Origin of the sequence: Singulisphaera sp. GP187 (assembly GCF_900129635.1) — a bacterium.
Taxonomy (GTDB): domain Bacteria; phylum Planctomycetota; class Planctomycetia; order Isosphaerales; family Isosphaeraceae; genus Singulisphaera.
This window is the reverse complement of the sequence record NZ_FSRB01000001.1, coordinates 5546255-5569432: the sequence shown is the minus strand read 5'-3', so window position 1 is coordinate 5569432 and position 23178 is coordinate 5546255. Positions and strand designations below refer to the sequence as shown.

At 63.7% G+C, this 23178-nt stretch carries 13 protein-coding genes; 5 read left to right on the top strand and 8 right to left on the bottom strand.

Features of this window, described 5'->3' with window-relative positions:
* Positions 1-19: 19 nt before the first annotated feature.
* Positions 20-1087, top strand: a complete 1068-nt coding sequence (locus BUS42_RS21725) for a cobalamin-independent methionine synthase II family protein (RefSeq protein ID WP_074309650.1) — start codon at positions 20-22, stop codon at positions 1085-1087.
* Positions 1087-4149, top strand: coding sequence for a PAS domain S-box protein (locus BUS42_RS21720; protein ID WP_074309649.1), 3063 nt, complete (start codon positions 1087-1089; stop codon positions 4147-4149). Before BUS42_RS21725 ends, BUS42_RS21720 begins: the two co-directional genes overlap by 1 nt.
* A 39-nt stretch (positions 4150-4188) precedes the next feature.
* Here BUS42_RS21720 and BUS42_RS21715 read toward each other — a convergent pair whose 3' ends face one another.
* Positions 4189-5583: a carbon-nitrogen hydrolase family protein gene (locus BUS42_RS21715; RefSeq protein ID WP_074309646.1), complete on the bottom strand. Its 1395-nt coding sequence runs from the start codon at positions 5581-5583 to the stop codon at positions 4189-4191.
* A gap of 153 nt (positions 5584-5736) precedes the next feature.
* Positions 5737-7476, bottom strand: coding sequence for an amidohydrolase (locus BUS42_RS21710; RefSeq protein WP_074309644.1), 1740 nt, complete (start codon positions 7474-7476; stop codon positions 5737-5739).
* 219 nt (positions 7477-7695) lie between these two features.
* On the opposite strand from BUS42_RS21710, the gene BUS42_RS21705 reads away from it, so the two are divergent.
* Entirely contained in the window at positions 7696-9537 is a 1842-nt protein-coding gene (locus BUS42_RS21705) for a helicase-associated domain-containing protein (protein WP_074311328.1), read from the top strand.
* Between the two features lie 261 nt (positions 9538-9798).
* On the opposite strand, the gene BUS42_RS21700 is transcribed toward BUS42_RS21705, so the two are convergent.
* Positions 9799-11991 (bottom strand): ATP-dependent helicase, encoded by a 2193-nt coding sequence (locus BUS42_RS21700; RefSeq protein ID WP_074309642.1) that lies wholly within the window; start codon positions 11989-11991, stop codon positions 9799-9801.
* A 722-nt stretch (positions 11992-12713) separates the two neighbouring features.
* On the bottom strand, positions 12714-13670 hold the full coding sequence (locus tag BUS42_RS21690; RefSeq protein ID WP_074309636.1) for a LysR family transcriptional regulator: 957 nt from the start codon (positions 13668-13670) through the stop codon (positions 12714-12716).
* Positions 13671-14170: 500 nt separating this feature from the next.
* On the opposite strand from BUS42_RS21690, the gene BUS42_RS21685 reads away from it, so the two are divergent.
* Positions 14171-14638, top strand: a complete 468-nt coding sequence (locus BUS42_RS21685) for a hypothetical protein (protein ID WP_074309634.1) — start codon at positions 14171-14173, stop codon at positions 14636-14638.
* Between the two features lie 143 nt (positions 14639-14781).
* The gene (locus BUS42_RS21680; RefSeq protein WP_074309632.1) at positions 14782-15813 is read left to right on the top strand and encodes a DUF1559 family PulG-like putative transporter; all 1032 of its coding nucleotides are present in this window, start codon (positions 14782-14784) and stop codon (positions 15811-15813) included.
* A gap of 218 nt (positions 15814-16031) precedes the next feature.
* Here BUS42_RS21680 and BUS42_RS21675 read toward each other — a convergent pair whose 3' ends face one another.
* The 4 genes from BUS42_RS21675 to BUS42_RS21660 form a co-directional block, all read right to left on the bottom strand.
* Positions 16032-18245, bottom strand: coding sequence for a mucoidy inhibitor MuiA family protein (locus BUS42_RS21675; RefSeq protein WP_074309630.1), 2214 nt, complete (start codon positions 18243-18245; stop codon positions 16032-16034).
* Between the two features lie 716 nt (positions 18246-18961).
* Positions 18962-19819, bottom strand: a complete 858-nt coding sequence (locus BUS42_RS21670; RefSeq protein WP_074309628.1) for a CheR family methyltransferase — start codon at positions 19817-19819, stop codon at positions 18962-18964.
* Positions 19810-20904, bottom strand: coding sequence for a chemotaxis-specific protein-glutamate methyltransferase CheB (gene cheB, locus BUS42_RS21665; protein ID WP_074309626.1), 1095 nt, complete (start codon positions 20902-20904; stop codon positions 19810-19812). The genes BUS42_RS21670 and cheB overlap by 10 nt, the downstream gene beginning before the upstream one ends.
* Entirely contained in the window at positions 20901-23144 is a 2244-nt protein-coding gene (locus BUS42_RS21660) for a HAMP domain-containing methyl-accepting chemotaxis protein (RefSeq protein ID WP_143206427.1), read from the bottom strand. Before BUS42_RS21660 ends, cheB begins: the two co-directional genes overlap by 4 nt.
* Positions 23145-23178 lie beyond the last annotated feature (34 nt).

Genomic DNA, 23178 nt, shown 5'->3' with positions numbered 1-23178 from the left:
AGGAGCGAGGAACACGCTCATGACGATCCCAACCGAACCGATTGGGAGTATTCCGAGGCCGCTCTGGCTGCTCGAGGCGATCGCGGCGGGGGATGGCGCGGACCCGAGGCTTGAACCGCTCTACGAGGAGGCGATTCAGGAGACGATTGCCCGGTTTGAGGCGACGGGCTCGCCGGTGATTAGCGATGGCGAGCAGAGAAAATATCATAATTTTTGGACCTATGGCGTGGACGGACTGCCCAACGTTGCGCCCGACGGGTTCAAGATTCCGTTCGCGGCCGGGCATACGCGGCGGATGCCGCGGCTCACGGCGGGGCCGTTTCGGTATCTCAGGCGGGCCGATCGCTTTCTGGACACAGCGCTACGGTACGCGCACGTACCGGTAAAGCAGGCGGTCATCTCGCCCTCGGCGATGAGCCTGATGTATCCGGCCGACGAGATTCCCGGGTACTCCCGCGACGCGTTCATCCACGACCTGCTGGGCGAGCATGAGACCGAGGTCCGCAACTGTCTGCGGATGGGAGCACACAAGGTTCAGATCGACTTCACGGAAGGGCGGCTGGCGGTCAAAATCGACCCCACCGGGGCGCTGCTCCATAGCTTTATCGACCTGAACAATCTGGCGCTCTCGCGGTTCTCGACCGAGGACCGAAAGCGGATCGGGGTGCATACCTGCCCGGGCTCCGACCATGACTCGACCCACAGTGGGGAGGTTGACTATGCGGAACTGTTGCCCAGCTTGTTTGCGTTGAAAGCAGGGAATTTCTACGTCGCGATGGCGGGCGAACCGGATCGCGTCCGGGTCCTCAAAATCATCCGCCACCATCTCAAGGCGGATCAGCGGGTCTTTATTGGAGTCGTCGCCTCGATCGACCCGCGCATCGAGACTCCCGAAGAGATTCGCGACCGGGTCCTCGAGGCGGCCGAGTACATTCCGGTCGGGCAGTTGGGGACGACCGATGACTGTGGATTCTCGCCGTTCTGTGACGACAGGTCGACGAGCCGCGAAACGGCCTTCGCAAAGATCCGGGCCCGCGTTCTGGGCACGGCGCTCGCGGCGGAAGTGCTGGGAATGGGAGCACCGTAATGGCGGCCGACGAGGATGAGGACAAGCTGCTCCGCTCGGTGGCTTTGCAGAACGCCAACGCCATCCAGATCGCGCGCCAGCAGGCCGAGAAAGCGCTGATCCAGGCCAAGGAATCGCTGGAGCGGAAAACGGTAGAGCTCGCCCGGTTGCTGGCGATGATGCGCGCCACGCTGGAGTCGACCACCGACGGGATTCTGGTGACCGATGGCAACGGCAATGTGACCTGCTATAACGAAAAATATGTGGCGATGTGGCGAGTGCCCCGCTCCGTGATGGACTCGCCCGCACCACGCTCGCTCCGGGAATTCAGCGCGCGTCAGACCAAAGATCCCCAGCAGTTTCTCACCGTGATCGACGCGATTTACACGGCGTCGCCACCGGAAAGCCACGACCTGCTGGAACTGGCCGACGGGCGGGTGATCGAGCGGTCGTCGCGGATCCAGTTTGTCGACGGGCGGAACGCCGGGCGGGTCTGGAGCTTTCGCGATGTTACCGAGCGGAGGCGGGCCGAGGAGGCCCGGGCGCGGTTGGCGGCGATCGTCGAGTCATCCGCGGATGCGATTATCAGCAAGGATCTCGACGGCCGAATCCTCTCGTGGAACAAAGGGGCGGAGCGGCTCTACGGCTACAGCGCCCAGGAGGCCGTCGGGATGCCGATCACTCTGATCATCCCGCCGGATCGGCAGGACGAAGAGCGAGCGATTCTGGAACGGTTCCGCCGCGGGGAGCAGGTCGAGCACTTCGAGACCGTCCGGGTGTCGAAGCAGGGGCGCTGGATCGACATCTCGCTGACGATCTCCCCGATCCACGACGCCAAGGGACAGGTCGTCGGCGTGTCGAAGGTCGCCCGCGACATCACCGCGCGGAAGCGGTCCGAGGCGATGTTGAACGGGCAGAAGCGAGTCCTCGAGTTGATGGCCCAGGGGGCCGGGCTCGCGGAAGTGCTCGACTCCCTCTGCCGGACGGTCGAGGGGCAGTCCGCGGAGGGGATGCTCGCCTCGATCCAGCTCGTCGACCGCGACGGCCTGCACCTGCGACATGGGGCGGCCCCGAGCCTGCCGGACTCGTACAACCAGGCGGTCGACGGGATCGCCATCGGCCCGTCCGTCGGGTCGTGCGGGACGGCCGCGTTCCGTCGCGAGCCGGTCTACGTCGTCGACATCGCGACCGACCCGTTGTGGGCCAAGTTCGCGCACGTGGCCCTCGGCTACGGCTTGCGGGCCTGCTGGTCGCACCCGATCCTCTCGAGCGCGGGGGACGTGCTCGGCACGTTCGCCATGTACTACGACCGCCCCCGCAAACCCGCGCCCGAGGATCTCGGGCTCGTGGGCATCATCACCCGGACGGCCGCGATCGCGATCGAGCGAAAGCGGGCCGAGGAGGACCTCAAAAAGCAGTCGGTGCGGCTCCGGCTGCTCTGGGAGGCGGCGGAGGTGCTCCTGACCACCGAGGAGCCGGGCTCGATGGTTCGCGAGTTGTTCGCCAAGATCGCGCCCCAACTGGGACTCGACACCTACTTCAACTACATGGTCACCGACCTTGGCGACGCACTCAGGCTCGAGTCCTGCGTCGGCATCTCCGAGGAGTGGGTCGGCTCGATCGCCCGCCTGGAGTTCGGGCAGAACCTCTGCGGGACCGTCGCACTCCACCGCCAGCCCGTGGTCGTCGTCGACATCCCGCAGTCCACCGACCCGAATACCGCCTTCCTGAGGTCGTGCGGGATCCGGGTCTACACCGGGATCCCGCTCCTGGTCGACGGCCGACTGCTCGGCACCTTGGCGTTCGCCAGCCGGACGCGGGACCGGTTCGACGAGGACGAGCTGGAGTTCCTCCGGACCCTCACGCACTACGTCACGGTCGCCTACGAACGGCTGCGGCTGGTCCGGGAATTGCAGGATGCCGACCGCAAGAAGGATGACTTCATCGCGATGCTCGGCCACGAGCTCCGGAATCCGCTGGCCCCGGTCCGCAACGGCCTGCAGATCATGCGGCTGGCGGTGGACGATCCGACGGCGATCGAGCAGGCGCGCGGTATGATGGACCGGCAGCTCGGACATATGGTCCGGCTCATTGATGACCTGCTCGACGTCTCGCGGATCAGCCGGAACAAGATGGAGCTCCGCCGGGCCCGGGTCGCGCTCGCCGACGTGATCGACAACGCCACGGAGACCGCCCGACCGGCGATCGAGGAGGCCGGGCAGACGCTCGCGATCTCGCTCCCCAGCAAACCCATCTTCCTCGACGCCGACCTGACCCGGCTCGCCCAGGTCCTCTCGAACCTGCTCGCCAACAGCGCCAAGTTCGCCGAGCGCGGCGGGCGCATCGAGCTCGCCGCCGAACGAACCGCACACGAGGTCGTGATCATCGTCCGGGACACCGGGATCGGCATCCCTCATAGCGACTTACCGCGGATCTTCGACATGTTCTCGCAAGTGGATCGGAGCATGGAACGAGCGACCGGCGGGCTCGGGATCGGGCTGGCGCTCGTCAAGGGCCTGGTCGAAATGCACGGGGGCACGGTGACGGCCGAGAGCGGCGGCCAGGGTATGGGCAGCACCTTCACCGTGCGACTCCCGGCGCTCGACACGGGCTCGGAATCGGAACCGGCCCTTGAGCTGGGAATTCCACGGGAACCGGTGCTCGCGGCGCCGAGCGAGGACGACCGAGCGGCCGCCCAGCACCACCAACGACGAATCCTTGTCGTGGATGACAACCAGGACTCGGCGCGAACGATGGCGCGGTTGCTCAAGCTCCTTGGCAATGAAGTCCACACCGCCTACGACGGCCACGAGGCGGTGACGGCCGCCGAGGGGTTCCGCCCCGAGGTCGTCTTGATGGACGTCGGCATGCCGGGGCTCAACGGCTACGAGGCCACCCGCCAGATCCGCCAGCAGCCCTGGGGCCAGGACACGATCGTGATCGCCCTGACCGGCTGGGGCCAGGATATCGACCGGCTCCAGTCGAAAGCGGCGGGATGCGACGGGCACCTGGTCAAGCCCGTCGATCTCCCCGACCTGGAACGGCTGTTGGAAAACCTGGCAGACCACGGCGCGGCGAGCTGAACCGCGCCGAGCCGGCCGGCCGGCCGAGCGACCTACGACTTACGGGTCGGCGGGGGTGGGGGCGCGGTGGCGGGGGAGTTGGGCTTTGAAGTCGCCCAGGCTGTGCCAATATAAGGGTTCGTTGAGGTCGACTTCGGTGAGTGCGATCGTGCCCCATTCCGAGGCGCGGGCCAGGGGACGGCCGTCCTGGCTGTAGATCGCGGAGAGGGTCCAGTTGTCCTTCGGGTCGGTGAACGTGCTGCTGACGAGGTAGACGTGGTTCTCGCAGGCACGGGCGGCGGCGAGCAGCGGGTTGCAGCCCCAGACCGGCCAGGCGATGACCTCGGCGCCTCGGTTGCTCAGGGCGCGGGCGACTTCGGGGAAGAAGCCGTCGTAGCAGATCATCATCCCGACCCGGCCGAACCGGGTCGTGAAGACCGGGTACTCGTGACCCGGCGTGATCCCACCGCTGACCTCGCCCCGCGGGAGCGTGACCTTGCGGTACTTGCCGACCAACGCACCGTCGGGGCCGATCAAGACGGCCACGTTGTAGACGAGATGCTGGTCCCGTTCGAGCAGGCCGGCCACGATGTAGAGGTCGTGCTCCTTGGCGAGCCGGCCGAAGTAGGCGGTGGACGGCCCCGGGATCGGCTCGGCGCAATCGGCGTAAGTCGAAGCGTCTCGGCCGAAGTAGGTCAAGGTCTCGGGGAGCACGACCAGGTCGGCCTGTTGCCGCGCTGCCTCCGCGATCGGCGCGGCGAACTGGTCGCACTTCTCCTGATTCGTCGATCCCTTCTCCGGCTTGAGGTGGACCGTCGCCAGCCGAACCCGGCGCGGTGCGGGGGTCGCCGTTTCCTCGAGCGCGACCTCCGACCACTCAACCCGCCCCCCGGTCGCCCACTGATAGGCCAGCTCGACAAGCGCCTGCGAGGCGTCCGCCGGAACGTGGTAGACGGTGCTGACGGTGGTCCAACCGCGCGCGTCGGGCGGCCCCTGGTCGGCGGGGTACTCGGGCTCGGCGACCGGGCGACCGCCCGGGCGAAACGAGGCGACACTCGGCTGTTCGCGGAGCACGGAACGGCCCTGGGCGTCTTGCCAGAGGATCCGCGGCACGGCCGTCTGGCGCGGGGTCGCGATGTGCTCGGCCTTGCGTTTCGCGGAGAACTTGTAGAAGCGCCCCCCCTGGACCGGGAACGTCTTCTGCCACCAGCCGATCAAGCCTTCGCGGGCGTCAGCCTCAATCACGAAGCTACCACGCTGATTCGGGCCCCCTTCGGGCAAGTAGGTGAACCGAGGCTGGATCTCCGCGCGCGGCGACCGGGTGCTCCAACCGCGGGGCGCGGCCGCTCCGTCGGGCTCGGCCCCCTTGGCCAGGGGGACCGCGATTCCCGTTCCAGATCCCACTCCAGCCAGGAGAAGCACCAACCAGGGGAGACGGTTCGGGAATGCTCTCATCGCTGCGGACTCCCTTAAGATTCGCCGGGCTAATCTGAGTCTGTCGCGAGGAAACCGGGCTGTCTGTCTGCCCCGGTGGCCGAAATTCGCGGGAGAAACTCGTTCCCACGCTCTGCGAGGGAACGAGATCCCGGTATCCTTGCAACAGTCTCGCTAATCTTGTTTGAAAACAACTTTGCCGTTGAGGTAGGTTGACAACACACGGGCCTCGCGGATTGCGTCCTCGGGGCAGGTCAGCAAGTCGCGGTCGAGCACGGCGAAGTCGGCGAGCTTGCCGACTTCGAGCGAGCCGACCCGATCTTCGAGGAACAGGAGCTTGGCGTTATTAATCGTGTAAAACTGAATGGCTTGTTCACGCGTAAGTGCTTCTTCGGGGTGGAGGCGGCCTTCATAGTTCTTGGCCTTCCGGCTGATCGCTACCCACATCCCGAGGAACGGGTTGTACGGGTTGATCGAGCGAAGTGAGCCCACCTTCTGCATGTGGTCGGACCCGCCGCCGGCCGTGACCCCGGCCGCGAACAGGCTCTTCAACGGCTGAAAGTAGCGGAGCCGATCGTTGCCGAACTGGGCGACCAGGGTCCGGGTGTCGAGGTAGAGCCAGGCCGGCTGGATGTCCACCGAGACGCCCAGGCGGGCCGCCTGATCGATCGCCTCGCGACTCATGAAGTTCGAGTGGGTGATGCACGGGCGGGTCGGAGCGACCGGCATGACCTTGTTGACCGCCTCGTAAGCGTCCAGGAGCGCATGCACCGCGCCATCGCCCACGCTGTGGGCCGTGAACTGGAGGCCCGCCTCCACCGTCGCCCGGACCATCGGCTCGAGCCGATCGGGCGGAATGAACAGGACACCGCGATACTCCGGGTCGTCGATCGCATAGGCCCGGCTCACCCCCCAAGGCTGGCGCATGTAGGCGCTTCCGGTGAGCATGCCGCCATCAAGGAACATCTTGATTCCAATCAGGCGAAGCATCGGCCCCCCCTTACGGAGCGGGTGGGCGGCCACCTTGCGGATCTCGTCGCCGATTTTCTCCAAGGGGCCCGTGGTCCCGACCCCGCGCGAGGCGCCCATCCGGACGGTCAAGGTGCCGGCGTCGAGCAGGCGCTGGTATTCGTCGAGCGCGGAGTCGGTCGCGTTGCGGTCGATGATCCCTGTGATCCCGACCGAATTGTAATCCTTGAAGAGTTCGATGAGACGACGGTCCTGATCTTCGTCGGTCGGCTTACGGCCCGTGCTGGTTGTCTTGACGTACCGGGTCAGGTTACGGAGGATCCCGGTCGGCTCGCCGGTAGCTGGGTCCTTCTCGACCTTGCCCGGCCCCTCGGGCTTGAAGGTCTTGTCGATGCCGCTGAGACTCATCGCCAGCGAGTTGAGCGAGGCGTCGGGCCCGGTCGAGAACAGAACCGGGTTTTTCGGAGCGGCCTGGTCGAGCTCCGCCCGGGTCGGGTAGCGCTGTTCTTTGAGCCGGGTGATAAACACCTGGCGCACCACGATCCAGCTCCCTTCACCCAGGTGCTCGGCCCGCGACCGGATGTAGTCCAGCACGTCGCCGACCGTCTCCATGTCGGGAACGGGATGATCGAACTCGATCATACAGGCACCTGTCGGATGCGTATGCGAGTCGATCAAGCCGGGCAGAACCATCTTGCCCCCCAGGTCGACGACCCGCGTGCCTGGTCCTCGAAACTTCATGACCTCGTCGTTGTCGCCGACCCCGATCAGCCGGTCCCCCTTGATCGCCAGGGCCTGGCGGATCGAGAAACGGGTGTCGACGGTGACGACCTTGCCGTGGTGTAGGAGCAAGTCCGCCTCCTCGGCCTCAACCCTTGCGGAGACGAGGAGGATGGCAGTGGTGGTGACAAAGGTAGTCCAGACGGCAGCGCGAGGCGTGCTCATTGGGTGCGCACTCGAAGTGGAGGTAGGGACCGCATTTCGTCTTGAATCGTCCGGCCGTCACCCGGCACGAACGTCTCGATCAAACCGCGGCATTCGAGATCATCCCCGACCGGCCCTCGACTTTCAATCGTCCAACTCCCCGTTTCCTCGATGGCCGTTGGGAGACGCTATAATGCGAATCGGTCGCCTGGGTGGATGGAGGACGGGAAGGAACAAGCGATGCCTGATGTCGATGATGCACAACCACGAACAATCCGTGAGGCCTTCACCGAGTTGACGGTCGACGAATTGAAACCTTTGGCTTCGTTGGTGGGTGCGACGGCGATGAGGAAGGGTGATCTCGTCGATCTGCTGGCCAAGGCGCTGGAAGACCGGGAGAAGGTTCGGAGCTTGTATGACGGTCGCGGCGATGTGGGGAAGAAGGCTCTTCAGGAGGCCACGCACGATCCAGGGGGTGCTCTGAACCTCTTCACGTTTCAGGCCAAGTACGGCCGCGCCCCCGATTTCGGCGGCAGCGGCAGTCGCTATGGAGCTCATAAGGAGAAGCCCACGATACTCCGCCTCTTCTTCCCACGTAGAAATGCCTTGCCCCGCGATCTCCAGGCGATCCTTCGTGGTTTCGTTCCCGAGCCGCCGCCGGCGACGGTTCAGGTCCTTGATGAGCTTCCTGTCAAGGCGGGTCGGCCGCACGGCGGACTGAGCCAGAATTCTCGCAAGGAGGACAACGAGGAAGTCGAACTCCGTGTGCGACAGACGGCCGGGGCGGCCTTGCATGACATCAAGGCAATCCTCCGCCTGATCGACATGGGCGAGGTGCGGGCCAGCGAGAAGACGCGACGGCCTTCGCTGGCTGCGATGAAGGTCATCACCGGCGTGTTGGCCGACGGCGATTTCTACGCGGAGGGGGACCAGAGCAAAGCCGACTGGGAACCCGCATCCGACCTGCGCATCCAGTCGTTCGCTTGGCCGATGCTCGTGCAGGCCGCGGGATTGGCGGAGGTGGCCGGCACGCGTCTGCAATTGACGGCGGCAGGTCGCAAGGCGACGACCAAGCCGTCCCATGAATTGATCCGCCAGGCCTGGGAAAAGTGGCAGAAAACAACACTTTTGGATGAGTTCAGTCGAATCAATGCCATCAAGGGACAGCAAGCCAAGGGCCGTGGCTTGACCGCCGTAGCGCCTCGCCGAAAAGCAATCGTCGAGGTGCTTCGCGAGTGTCCCGTGCAAAAGTGGATCACGGCGGACGAGTTGTTCCGGTTGCTCAAGGCATTGGCCCGCGATTTCGAAGTGACGCACGACGCCTGGAAGTTGTACATCGGCGATCAGAAGTACGGAAGTCTTGGCTACGACAGCGCCTCTTCGTGGGAGATGCTCCAGGGCCGTTTCGCGCTGGCGTTCCTCTTTGAGTACGGGGCAACGCTAGGCCTGTTCGATATCGCGTACCTTTCTCCGGAGGGAGTCCGCAACGACTACACCGGTAGCTGGGGCACTGACAGCCTTTCTTGCTTGAGCCGGTATGACGGACTGATGTACTTCCGGATCAACGCCCTGGGTGCGTGGTGCCTGGGTCTGGAGAAGAGCTACGAGCCGGCTGTCGTTCCGCACGAACCACTCCTCAAAGTGTTGCCCAACAGGGACGTGGTTGCGGCCGATCGACCGCTTGCCCAGGCCGATGCCCTCTTTCTGGAGCGGTTTGCCGAGCGGAAGTCGGAAGCCGTCTGGCAGCTCGACGCGGGCAAGATCTTGGAATCGGTGGGAAAGGGGTTGACCGTTGAGGAGTTGAAGATATTCCTCAAGGCCAAAAATCAAGGGCCCTTGCCCCAGACTGTGCAAGTTTTTCTGGATGACATGGAGAACAGGTCCAGCCAGTTGGAAGACTTGGGAGCCGCCCGCCTGATCGCCTGCAGGGATGCAGAGGTAGCCCATCTGCTGGTTCACGATCGTCGCCTCCGCAGTCTCTGCCAGCTGGCCGGCGAACGTCAGATTGTCTTCAGGTCCGCGGACGAAACGACGATCCGACGAGTGCTCAAGGAACTGGGCTACGTCTTGCCGCCACCCTGATCCAGGGAGGCAGGAAAAGAATGTCCGCAAACTCTTGCCGATGAGCGCGTTCTTTTGAAGCCCCGAAGGGGCGACCGTCAATAGCCAGGGGTGAAACCCCTGGAAAACACTCGACATATGAAATAATCTTGAATCCCGAAGGGGCGACCGTCGGCGGAAGGCCTCGACGATTGACTGTCGCCCCTTCGGGGCTGTGAAATGCGGACATTACATTCAGTCCTTTTGGCCAAAGCTCAGTCGCAGAGGCCGGCTCCAACGTTTTCAGGCGTTCCTCGACTCGAAGAGACGTCGGATACGGGCGGGGAGGAACCTCGTCAGCGTGGGCTGGTCAAAGCCACCCCAGCTTGCCTGGGGGCTGGACCGATATCGGGGATAGGTGACCGTCAGCCAGGTCCGGGCTCGGGTCAGGGCGACGTAGAAGAGGCGGAGCTCCTCGTCGAGCTGAGCGGCCGACTCCATCGAACGGGCCGAGGGAATACCGCCATCGGTGGCGTTGATCACGGTGACCGCTTCCCACTCCAGACCCTTGGCCGAGTGGATGGTGCTCAAAACCAGCGCGTCCTTGTCGCCCTCGCGCGCTCCGGCCGTGGCGAAGTCCCTGGTCGAGCTCGGCGGGTCGAGCGTAAGCTCCGCCAGGAACGCGGAGCGATCCTCGTAGCGCTCGCCCAACCCCCGGAGCTTATTGAGGTCCTCGATCCGTTGCTCGGGATCGTCGTACTTCTGCCGGACCAGGGGTGTGAGAAACTTGAGCACCTGATCAATCTGACCGGTCACCGAGGGCGACGGCGTCCTGGTAAGAGTGCCGAGCAGCGACCGGAACGTGTCCCACGACGGGGCCGTCGCCGCCGGCACCTTGGAGCGAGCGAGGCATTCGAGGCCCCCTCCGGCGGCGATGACCTCCTCCATGATCCCCTGGGCCTTCTTCTGACCGATCCCGGGGAACAACTTGAACAGCCGCATCCCCGAAACCAGATCCATCGGGTTCTCGGCGAGCCTCAGGAAGGCGACCAGATCCTTGACGTGCGCTGCGTCGGCAAACTTGAGCCCGCCGTACTTGTGGAACGGAACCTGCCGACGGGCCAGTTCCATCTCAACCGCCAGGCTATGATGCGACGCCCGAAAGAGAACCGCCTGCTGCCGCAACGGGACCCCGTCCTTCTGGTGCCGCACGATCCGGTCGACCACCGCGCGGGCCTCCGCGTACTCGTCAGCGCAAGCGAGGAGTTGGGGAGGCTGTCCTCCCGTTCGGCTGGCCCGAAGCTCCTTCGCGAAGCCTTCCGAGACCTGTCGGATGATCGTGTTGGTCGCGTCGAGGATCGGCGCGGTGCTCCGGTAGTTGTCCTCGAGCCGGACGACCGTCGCGTCGGGAAACTGCTTGGGGAAGTCGAGGATGTTGCGAACTGTGGCCCCCCGGAACGAGTAGATCGACTGGGCATCGTCTCCGACCACCGTGAGCCCCTGGCCGTCGGGGCAAAGCTGCCTGAGAATCTGCGACTGGATCGGGTTGGTGTCCTGATATTCGTCGACCAGGACGCAGTCAAACCGCTTGCGGATCAGGGGGCCTGCCACCGGCTCGGCCAGCAACCGGTTCCAGAAGAGGAGAAGATCGTCGAAGTCAAAGACGTTCTGCGACCGCTTGCGCTCGGCATAGGCCTCGAACAACTTCCTCAGGCCGTCGAGGTGCGGTTTGCACCAGGGAAACGAGGCGTTGACGAAGGCGTCGAGTTTCAAGCCGGAGTTGATCCAACCACTATGGAGGCCCTGACAGGTCCCCTTCTTGGGGAAATCCTTGCGAACCTCGGCGAGCCGGAGTTCGGTGCGGAGCACCTCGAGGAGGTCTTCCGAGTCGGACTGGTCGAGGATCGTGAACCGGGGATCAATGCCGATCCTCGCGCCCTGAGAACGGAGCAGCCGGGCACCCGTCGCGTGAAACGTGCCACCCCAGACCTTGGTTCTGGCCGGAGCGCACGCGCCCCCCTCGGCATCGTTGGACACGGACTCGTTGCAGATCTGCGCGACCCGCTGGAGCAAGGATTCCGCGGAACGTCGGCTGAAGGTCAGCAGCAGAATCCGGTCTGGCGGGGCCCCGTCCACGATCAGGCGAGCGGTCCGATGCGCGAGCGTGAGGGTCTTGCCCGTCCCCGCGCCGGCGATGATCAGCAATGGGGAACGACCGTGCTCGACCACCTTGCGCTGGGAGTCGTTGAGCACGCTGGTGCCGACCTTCGTCGAAGCGACCTGGGGAGCGTCCTCGGCCCTGGCCTTCACGGCGGGTTTCACCGAGGCTCTCAGTGTCGCCCTCGACGTGGCCTTGGCCGGGAAGTTCTGGCCGTGGGCCTTGGGCTCCACCAGACCTTTGAGCTGGACCTTGGGTTCGGGTTTTGCCTTGGTTTCCGCGACCTTCGCCGTGACTTTGGCCTTGGGCCTGGGCTCAGTGGCCTTTTTCTTCGCCATTGGAGGTAGCGACTTTCCCATGGAGGTGGCCCATCGGGCCCTGAAGCGGTCGTCCCCATTCGGACCGTCCTGAAGGTGCCTGCAGATCGATTATAAGGAAGCGCGTGTTTGAATCCGAGTCCCGCGATCGAAGGGATCGGCCAAGCGACGTGGCGCCGTCCCAGTGAAACTCACCATCCGCCAGGCGCTCTTCGAGCTCACGGTCGGGCCGAGAAACGTCGGGCCTGCGGACTTGGGATCGTCCTCGATCAGGGTCAGCGCGAAGAGCAGCATGGCAGTAATCATGACATCCGTTAATCCAAAATGCCATCTTGAGATAAACAATCCCGATGTAGTCCCCTGCCGGCCATCGTCTCACCGGTCGGCGGGCCGCTCCAGGAGTTTCCGCCAACGCCGTCGGATGCTCGCCCGTGGCGCTGAGGCCCATCACTACAGGTGAACCATTCCAGTCCCGGCGAGTCGGAAGTCCTGCGCCATCGTATCCCCCGCCCATCGACTCAACGGCAGACGCCATCATGAACATTGGCTCCACAACCTGATGGCGTCCACCTCAATGATGGGCTTCAGAAACCGCAAACCTGCAATCCGATAGAGTCAGCGATATTCAATGCTCCAGTGTGTCTCGAGAAGTCTGAGTGCCACTCGGAACCGCGTGGCACCCAGCAGTGTTTGCAAAGACACAACAACTCATCACAACATAACAACCCATACCACTCATTTGTTTATACAGTTTTGGGCTTTGCAGACTTCCGGTTGAGGAGTTCCTTCACGAGATCGGCGAAGGCGCGGGCGTGAGGCATCATGAGCGATCCGTTTCTCCAGACCAGGTGGACCTTGACCCGCCCGAGCTCGCGGCTCAGCGACCGCTCATGGAACTTGGGATCGGCGAGGTGCGAGGGCACGCGTAAGGTGAGGCCGACTCCGAAACCGAGTTCCACGTAGCGGAGGACGGCGGCCGCATTGGCCGCTTCGACCCGGCGGGGCTCGGCCTGGAAGGCGTTGAGCATCTCCAAGGCGATGCTGACGGAGGGGTCGAGAATTCCCGGCGGCGCATTGACCAGGGGAAACTCGGCGAGGTCGCGGGCACTGACCTTGCGGCGGCGGGCGAGCGGATGGTCCTTGGGCGTGACCAGGACCACCTCCAGCTCATAAGCCGGCTCGAAGGCGATCCAGGCATTTCCGGGGGCGGGACTGCTGGTGGTGGTCAGGCCGAGGTCAGCCTTGCCCGTTTCGACGGCCTCGGGGATCTCCTCCATCCGCATCTCCTCGAACCGGATGTGGACGTTGGGCCAGTGCTTCGAAAACTCGACGACGCACTTCGGCAGGTCGTCCACCAGGATCCGCGGCGTGGTCGCCACAATCAGGCGCTGAACTTCCTTGCCGCGGACCTCCTGAAACGTGTGCTCCAAGGAGTTGAACCCCGCCACCAGGGGGGCAACCATCACCGCGAGCAGACTGCCATCGGCCGTCGGGCGACACCCGCGTGCATGAGTTTCGACCAGCTTCACGCCGAGGTGGTGCTCCAAGGCGTGAACCTGGCTCAAGACCGTCGGATGCGACAGCCCCAGCGACCTGGCGGCCGCCTTGAAACTGCCCAGCCGCACCGAGTCGCAAAAACAGCGAATCTGCGGAAGCGAGATTTCCTTGTAAGCGTGCCGCTGGACAGAGGAGGGGGACATGAAAGAACCTCGTGTCAGGATCTTTGATACCTCGTATCAGCAAATTGCACATCAATATACTATGGCCTTCGTGATCGTAGAGCGATATCATCCGACTGATCCTGAGAATTTTCTCTCCGGAATCGAACTCTCACCGGCGACAGCGAAGTCTCTCAATCCCATATTTCGCTGCCGAGCCCTCAAGCGGCTCGGACTCCGCTTAAAATCGACGATATCATATCATCAATGATGCGATGCGGTCCTCTGACGGTGGCTTCGAAGAGTCGGTTCTCACGCCAAGGCGTCGACCGAAAACCAGGCGGGAACGCACTCGCCGCGGATTGACGCACGCCAAGCCTCAATGGACCCGCGCAACCATCGCGGCCATGAACACGCTCTGAATTCAGGACGTACGATCGGCGTCATGCACGACGACATCGTCACCCCCAATACGACATGCGATCATTGATCGATGTTCTGAGATCGACGCACATCAGAACTCGTTGCAGGGAGAGTGCAAAATGAAGACTTTTCGGAACTTTCGCGGTCGGCTCATGATGATCGTCATGACCTTATTTTTTCCCGCGGGATGTAGCCTCGAGGAAGATGATCCACGGGCGAGGGAGCCGATTTCGGGGACGGTGACCTTCGACGGTGAACCGCTCAAGGACGGGACGATCCAACTCCAACCGGCGACGCAGAAGGAAGGGGTCGCGGCCGGGGGCATGGTTTCCGACGGCCACTTCGCGATCCCTCGCGCCGAGGGACCGGTGCCAGGAAAGTACACGGTGGCGATCTACGCCGCGGCGAGCCCGACGACCTCAGGGAGTGCGGAGCAAGCGTCGCCGACGGCCCCCACGCCTCGGACCAGGAAATCGATCGCGTCGCTGAGAGGGGTGATCCCCACGCGTTACAACATCGAGTCGGAACTCACCGCCGAGGTGAAGCCGGGCGGACCGAACTCTTACGCGTTTAACCTCAAGAAGTGAGGCTTTTCCGCTTCCATTTGTTTTGGGAGAGAGAGGGAGGATCGAGGGTCTTTCCTCATCCGTGGTCCGCGCAACGACGGCACGTTTCATTTCATCATTCTTATCGACCCATGGCAAAACGCGAGAAAGAGGAGACGCTAACGATGCACCTTCGACGTCGAGGCTTCACGCTGATCGAGTTGCTGGTCGTGATCGCCATCATCGCCGTTCTGATCGCACTTCTGCTCCCCGCCGTGCAGGCCGCGCGGGAAGCGGCCCGGCGTGCCCAATGCATCAATAACATGAAGCAGATCGGCCTGGCCTGCATGAACTATGAGTCGACGACGGAAGTCCTCCCTCCGGGGATCAAAGGGAGCATCTGGGGAACCTGGATGGTCTTCGTGCTCCCGTACGCCGAGCAACAGGCGCTTTACAACTCCTGGAATTTCCTGGGAAATAATACGAACACCTACTCGGGCATCACCTACGGCTCGGCCTTTAACATCACGGTGTCGACCTCGCGGCTCAACACGTTCACCTGCCCGTCCGACATCCCCAACGCGCCGATCACCCAGACCTACAACATCGGCGGCAAGACCTCCTGGCCGATCACGTCGCACAACTACGCCGCCAACTTTGGAAACCTCTTCGTCTTCCAGAACCAGACCGGCACGTCCGGAACCGCGACGGTGCCCTATCTCGGCGCCCCGTTCAGCGACATCGGCTCCCCGCTCGCCACCCTGGTCTCGATCACCCTGGCCGCTCCGATCGGCGGGTATGTCGACGTCAGGTTGAGCTCCATCACCGATGGCCTGAGCAACACGATGCTGGCCTCGGAGGTGATCCAGGGGCAGGGGACCGGCGGCCAGTACAATGCGAAATTTGACCTCCGCGGGTTCGCCTGGTGGTACGGTGGCGCGACCTTCGAGACCTGGCTCGCCCCCAACAGCACACTCCCCGACCAGATGGAGTCGGGCAGCTACTGCGTCTACCCGTACCCGAACAACCCACCCTGCATCGCGGCCCCCTCCGTCCTCTACATCACCAACGCCGCGCGGAGCCGACACCCCGGCGGCGTGAACACGGTCATGTCCGACGGCAGTGTCAAGTTCGTCAAAAACACCATCAACCTCGCCACCTGGCGGGCCCTGAGCACCACCCAAGGGGGCGAGGTGATTAGCGCTGACGCCTACTGAGGACGATCGGCTCCGCGATTTTGATCCCCGGGCGAGCGGAGCCAAAGCCTTGGTCAGGGACCGATCGGGTGGCTTTCGGTTCCTGACCTCTTTGTATCTCCAAACGGCCTACCCCCGCCCGTCCCGATTCCCTCGACAGACCAAACGACCAAGTCACGAAGACAGGGAGCTGACGCTCCCCGCTCGCCTTGGGGCGAGCGAAATTTCCGAGGCGTGCGCTATCGCATGCCGCCGCCCATGCCGCCCATGCCCATGGCCCCGCCACCGATGGGGGCTTCGCCCAGGCCGCCGGAGATGAACCGGGGTTGTGGGAGGTCGCGGGCGTATTCCAGGCGGAACTCGTAGTTCAGGGACATCGTCTTGTCGCCGACCGTGCCCGGAGGCACTTCGAGGTCCCAGCGCAGCAGGTTATCGGTCCGGGCGGTGCGCTCGTAGAGAGCGTCGGTGCTCAGTGCGGCCGACGTCTTCACCAGGTTGACCACCACGGCCTCGCCATCCGGGCTGGGCAGGCGGTCCCAGAGTTGAACCTTAACCGGGCCGGGCCGGTAGTTCCGCAGGCTGATCCGGAATTCATAGGAGAAGACCTGGTTCCCTCCCTGCACTGTGCGCGACTTGTGGACCAGCCGCCGGCCAACCTGGAGTTGGGGATCGACGCCGAAGCCGACCACAAACGGCTCTCCCGCGGCCACCAAGGGGAGTTTCATCCGCCCGACGAAATCGGTTCCGACGTAGACCGTGGCCTCACCAGGCAGGAGTACGAGGTCGCTCTTGTTGGTCAGCTTGGCCAGGCGATAGACGCGAGGAGACAGGACGGGCACGGCCTTGGCATAGTATTCGGCAGGCAGCTCGACCCGATTGACTTCGAGCAATTGCGGGTCCCTGCGCGACGGGATATCGATACGGCCGACCACGTTGAAAGTGACGCTCGGACTGTCCTTCTCACCCAAGCGAAGCCCCGCCGCCGGGTCGTCCTGAACGCGCATCTCCTCGGCCTGGTCGCTGGCCGCCGCCTGGTTGAGCCTCACGCTGCCGGTCGCTTGCAGTTTCTCCAACGTGAAGCCCATCCCTCCCATACCGGCCATGCCTCCTCCCCCGAAGCCACCCCCCGCAAAGCCTCGTTCAACGACCGAGCCGTCCGGATTCACCAGGTCCTCCGAGTCACTTGAGGTAATCATCAGCAGTCCGTCCCGAACCTGGTAAACCATGCCGAGCTGCTTGAGGATCAGCTTCAATGACGTTTTCAGGGGAACCTGCGGCAGGTCGAAAAGAACGGGTGAAGTCATGGTCTTCTCCGCCTCCTGGAGCCCGACCGGATCGACATAGATCGGGATCCCCTCGGGAAAGGCGGAATTCCGGGTACTGCTCCGGATAAACTTAATCACATCTTCGAGTGGCGTTTCCTCCTTGAACGGGAGATCGATGAGCTTGCCGAGTTCCTCCGCGATCCGCATGGACCGGTCGTCGCGTGACGCGATGGGGCCGGAATTGACGGTCTCAGCGATGTTCATTTTGAGCGGGAGGAGTTCCGGGGGCGCGGCGTCGAGCGAAGGGCGAGCGGTGGAGAGCGTGACGCGGACATCCGACCAGGCTTCGCCGGTCTGCTGGACCACGGCGGCGAGGCATTCGATCCGGACGGGGGCGTCGTCGGCCCCGCCTCGGAGGCGGTACTGCGGCGACCAATCGGCCGCGCCGACGAGGTAGCCGAGTCGCACGGTGCCGGCGTCGGGCCGGGTCTTGTGCACGACGATCACGGCGTCACGTTCGACCCGGCTCGAGCCGGCCGACATCTCGGTGAGCTGCCGTTTGGTGAACTCGGCCCCTTCAGTGTTGGCCAGCAACTGCTGGTGGAGCTCGGTCTGGGCCTTCGCCTTCAGGCCTCGGCTCTCCATGACGAACTTGCTAAGGGTCAGGACTCCTTCGCTGTCGAGCCGCCCCTTCGCCGTCAGGTTCGTCAGCGCCGAGCCGGTGAAGCCCTCGAGCTTCTCGAGGTACTGGAGGTCGCGTACCTGGACGGCGACCTCATTTTTGAGTCGCTCGGCGTCGGCCTGGAGCTTTTTGAGTTGTGCTTCCTTGGCTCGGACCGCCTCGCGCGTGTCCTCCTTGACGGCGCGGGTTCGGTATCGGGTACTGAGCACGCGCAGGCCCTCGATCCCCTCAGTGTAGAGCGAGCCATCGACAGTCTGCGGAGGGAGCGGAGTGACGACCAGTTCGATCGTCCCCTCGCCCTCGGGGACGCTCACCTCGCGGGTCACGAGCGCCTGGCCCTGGTACACGGTCACAGCCACGATCCGACTCGCCGCGGGCCGGGGCGGCGGCACGTTCTCGACCAACGTTTGCGCATTCTGATCGGCGTTCGCAGGGGCCGACCCCAATACCATCCCGCCGAACTGCGCGCAGGCCAACGCGGCCACCAGCCAAAAGGCAGTGTTCATGCTTCCTCCTCAACAATCGGTGAGTGGGACCAGGATGAAGCGTGCAGGTCTGGGGTCAACCAACAACACTTCTGTCGATTGGACCGATGAAAGCGCCGATTTATTCGATGAAACCGCGGAACCGAGAGGAACGGTCCACTGACTCGGGACGGGTCGCCAAGGCGAGGAAGCCATGCCTGACGCCAACCACAGACTCGAAGTGAGACGTAAATTTCGGCGGGATTGACGACGGCTAAAGTATGCCAGAAGGAAAAACTCGGTGTCAGTTTAGGTTTCGACAAATGGCCGATGCGGTAACATGAACTGCTCTGAAAATAGCGAGCTCCAACCAACTGAGTGGTAGCGAGTGTGCATTTTCATCGGTTCGGGTGCCGCCAGAATGGCGGCATGTCGGCTGACACCAAGTTTTCCGCGCCCGCCCAACGCCAACCATGGCCTCGCAGTGGACCGTAAATTTCAGCGGGGATTGAGGAGACTGTAGCAAGGATACCGGGATCTCGTTCCCACGCTCTGCGTGGGAATGCCGTCCGCGACGCTCTGCGTCATCTTTCTTCCCCGGCGGGTGGGGCCGCAGAGCGGCCAAAACGGCATTATTCCCACGCAGAGCGTGGGAACGAGTTACTCCGGCGAAGTTCGGCCTCCGGGGCTGCGAAAAAGAACGGACTCGACTTTTCTGTCGATCAGTCGATGCCCGTTCCGAAAAGTTCACCGAGCGCTCACGACTTCCGATGCACGACGGTATTGCCGAGACGCTCGGCCTCGAAGGCGTCGGAAACTCCGTAAAGACTTTCCGCCGCGCCGACCAAGAGGAGCCCCTGGGGGTTAAGGGCCGCGTGCAAGCCTTGACACAGGCGCCGGCGTGTCGACTCATCGAAATAGATCAAGAGATTCCGACACAAGATTAAGTCGAAGGTCCCCAGGTTGGGCAAGGGCTGGACGAGGTTGAGGGGGCGGAACTCGACCATTCGGCGGAGTGAGGGGGCGACAACCCAGGCCCCATTCTCCTGGCGGAAGAAGCGGTCGCGCTGATCGTGGTTGAGTCCACGGCCGAGTTCCGCGGTGGTATATCGCCCCTCTCGGGCCGTGGCAAGCGCGTTGCAGGAGATGTCCGAGGCGAGGATCGGGAAATCGTCAGGGGTCAGACCCAGGCCGGGGCGAGCCGCCAAGAAATCCGTCACGGCCATCGCCACACTATACGCTTCCTGGCCGGTCGCAACGGCTGCGCACCAGATGCGAACCTTGGGGGAGAAGAGCCGGGGCGACGCCTTCCGTTCGATCAACCGGCTGGCAAGGTCCATGAGAACCGTGCGGCGAAGTTCGTCGTAGGGATGGCCGTCCCGATTGAACGAAGTCTCCTTGGTCGTGATGGCCTCGATCACCTGGTCCTGAAGGGGCCGCGACCCCGGCTGGTTCAGCCGCTGCACCAGCGCTTCGTACGAGGGCAGGCCGTTGCTTTTGAGGATGGCTTCCAGACGCGACTTGACGAGGTATTGCTTGTCGACCGAGATCACGATGCCGCAGAGGCTGTGAACGGCCTTGCGGATGTCCTGGAATGCGGCGTCGCTTAGTTGCATGGCGTCGCCTTGGACCCGAGCAGAGAGAGGATGGTGGGGCCGAGGCGGTCCAGCGGAAGAACCTCGTCGACGAGGTTGGTGGCGACCGCCGCGCCGGGCATTCCCCAGACCACGCTCGTCGCTTCGTCCTGGACGAGCACGTACGCCCCGTTTCGCTTGAGTGGCCCCAGCCCCTGCGCGCCGTCGGACCCCATCCCCGTCAGAACCACGGCAAGGACCGACTGCGGGTAGGCGAGGGCGACGGAGCGGAAAAAGACGTCGACCGAAGGACGGCACCTGTTCTCAGGAGGCTGGTCGTTGAGGCCAAGGAAGACCCGCCCGGCGCGACGCCGCACGATCATATGTTGCCCCCCGGGCGCGACATAGACGGTGCTCGGCTGGACAGGGTCCCCGTCCGACGCTTCGACGATCCGGTAGTTGCACCTTCTCCCCAGGCTTTCCGCAAAGTAACCCGTCATGCCCATCGGCATATGCTGAACGATAAAAATCGGCAGAGTGGTTTGCTTCGTCAAGGCGGGAAGCAATCGAGCGAGGGCCGCCGGGCCGCCCGTCGATGACCCGATCGCGATGCACTGAAACCGGCCCGGAACCGCACTCGACGGCGCGACCCGCGGTTCGGGATGGGACGGGGGAGCCGTGCCCGAACGTCCGGTGCGCCGCTGGACGAAGAGGTCGATTTTCTCGTTCAACTGTTGTTGAAGCAGGGCCGCATTCGCCTTTTCATCGGGCCCGTCGGGCTTGCGAATGAAATCAAATGCACCCCGCTGGAGCCCTTCCACGGTCGTCGCCGCACCCCGCGACGTCAAGGCGCTGACGAGCAAGACCCCGACCGAGGGCTGGCCCGGCCGGGAGGCGTTGAGGTCCTGGATATCGCTGAGGGTTTCCAGGCCGCCGCGTCCCGGCATGTTCACATCAAGCGTAATCAAGTCGGGCGGCGATTGCCGGACGAACTCGAGCGCCTTCTCGCCGCTCCACACGGAACCGACCACGCGAAGTCCCGGCCTGCCTTCGAGCGCGTCCTGCAAGGCCGCGCGGAAGATCCGTGAGTCGTCGACGATCAGCACTCGCAAGGGTTCCGTGTTCATACGGCGGAGGCATCTTCCGTGCTGAGTTTGAACCGGCCGACCAGTTTCCGAAGTTCCTTGCCGATCTGGTCGAGTTGCACCGCGGAGTCGTTCACCTTGGAGGCGGACTCGTTGGTGGACCGCGAGGCGTCGCTGACTCCGTGGATATCGGAGGAGATGCCGCCGGCCGCCTTCGCCGCCTCGCCGACGTTCCGCGAGACGTCGGTCGCTCCCCGCGCGGCCTCGGCCACATTCCGCGACATATCTCCCGCGGCTTTGGCCACTTCGGCGATCGACCGGGCGATGTCTCCGACCCCCTTGTTCGCCTCTCCCACGTTCTGCGAGATCATGGTTGCGGCCCGCGTCTGTTTCTCCACCGATAGTGATATTCTACCGGACGATGCGTTAATGTCTTTGATAATCTGCGAGACGTTCTGGATCACCTCCACCGCCTGACGCGTGTTGTTCTGCACCCCTTCGATCTTGCGGGCGATATCTTCGGCCGCCTTGGCACTCTGGTTGGCCAGTTCCTTGATCTCGTGGGCGACGACGGCAAACCCTTTGCCCGCCTCGCCGGCCGAGGTGGCCTCGATCGTCGCGTTGAGCGCCAGCAGGTTGGTCTGGAGCGCGATCATCTTGATCGTCTCGGTGACCTTGCTGATTTCGGCCCCGGAACGGTTGAGCAGTTGAATCGTTTCCGTGGCCGAGTCGGCCATCCGGCTCGCCTCACCGGCCACGTTCGAGCCTTCGCGAACGTCCTTCAACACGTCGGCGAAGGAGCTGGAGATCTCGCCGACCGCGGTGGAGACGACGCTGACGTTGGTCGAGGTCTGCTCGGCGGCCGAGGAGATCGTGCCGACGTTGATGCTCATTTCTTCGCTTGCGGAGCTGATCGACGCGACGTTGACGCTCATCTCTTCGGCGGCGGCGGCCATGGTGCTGATATTCGACGACAACTGCTCCGAAGCGCTCGCGACGCTGGTCGCCTTGAGTGACGCGTGCTCGCTCTGCGAGAGCAACTGGTTCGACACTCCCGAGAGGTCGGTCGCCGAGCCGGCCAGCCCTTCGGAGACCTTCTGAATCTCGGTGACGATCAGCGTGAGCGATTCCGCCAGGGTGTTGGTCGCGTCGGAGAGCTGACCGACCTCGTCGTGCTGTTTGAGCCGGATCCGCTGCCGGAGGTCGCCTTTGGCCATCGCCTGCGCCAGGTTTCGGACCTCGAATACCGGTCGGGTGATCGACTGCGTGACGAAGTAGGCGAAGAGACCGCCTAGCACCACGCCCGCGAGCGCCACCCCCAGGATCCACCAGAGCCCATTCTGGTAGGCGACTTCGCTCAGGTCACGGCCGGTCGTGGCTTCCTTGGCGAGCAACCGGTCGAGGTCGCTGATCTTGATGACGAATTCGTCGGCCGCGAGCTTGGCCGCGCCCAGGGAGATCGCCGTGGAACGATTGTTCGTGTCCGACCTTGAGAGTCTGAACAGATTGGCAAAGGCGTTGTTCAGGTCGGTCAGGGCGGCCCGCGGCTCGACCTCGCTGGTCGGGTCACCACCGGCGGCGACCGTCAACCCGCCCCGGATCCGGTCCTGGAGCTCCGCCAGCTTCTTTTCCTGCGCGGTCATTTCCTCGTCATTGGACGATTCGATATGTTTGGTCGTGTTCGGTTGCAATTCCAGCAACGCGGTATGGATTTCGTAAAGCGTCTTGAGTCTGGCGACGTCGGCGGCGCTGGGAGCCTCTTTCGAGGGGACCGCCCCGACCCATTTCCGGAAATGCGCCGCAAGGATATCCATCTGTCGTTGAATATCGCCAGCGAGCAGTTTTCTGGCTTTGACGTTGGAGTTCTGCACCGAGAGTTCGAGGGCTTCGTCGTTGAGCTTCTGGTAGCCGTCGATCGCCTTTCCGAGCGCCTCGACGGCGGCCGACTGGCCGACGTTTTTTTCCGCCGCGATCAACTCCTTGAGTTGCTCCAGGATCGTCCGAGCGTCGACCATACTGGCCCGGGACGCGGCCGCGAACTCCTTCGACTGCTCGTCATTAGGCGAGAGGATCGAGTTCTTCTGGGCGCGGTTACTGGACAGGAGCTTGACGTGCAGCTCGGTCTCCAACGTGCGTTTCACGATGGTCTGGTCGACGAGTTGGCGAACCTGGGAATTGACGGCCGTCAGCCGCGTCACGGCCACGTAAGTCACCGCCAGCATCGATGCCATCAATATCAGGGTCGACGCAAGCATCTTATGGGCAAGTTTGAGATTTTTCACATGAAGCCCCTGCGAGGGAGAAGCGATCAAGGGT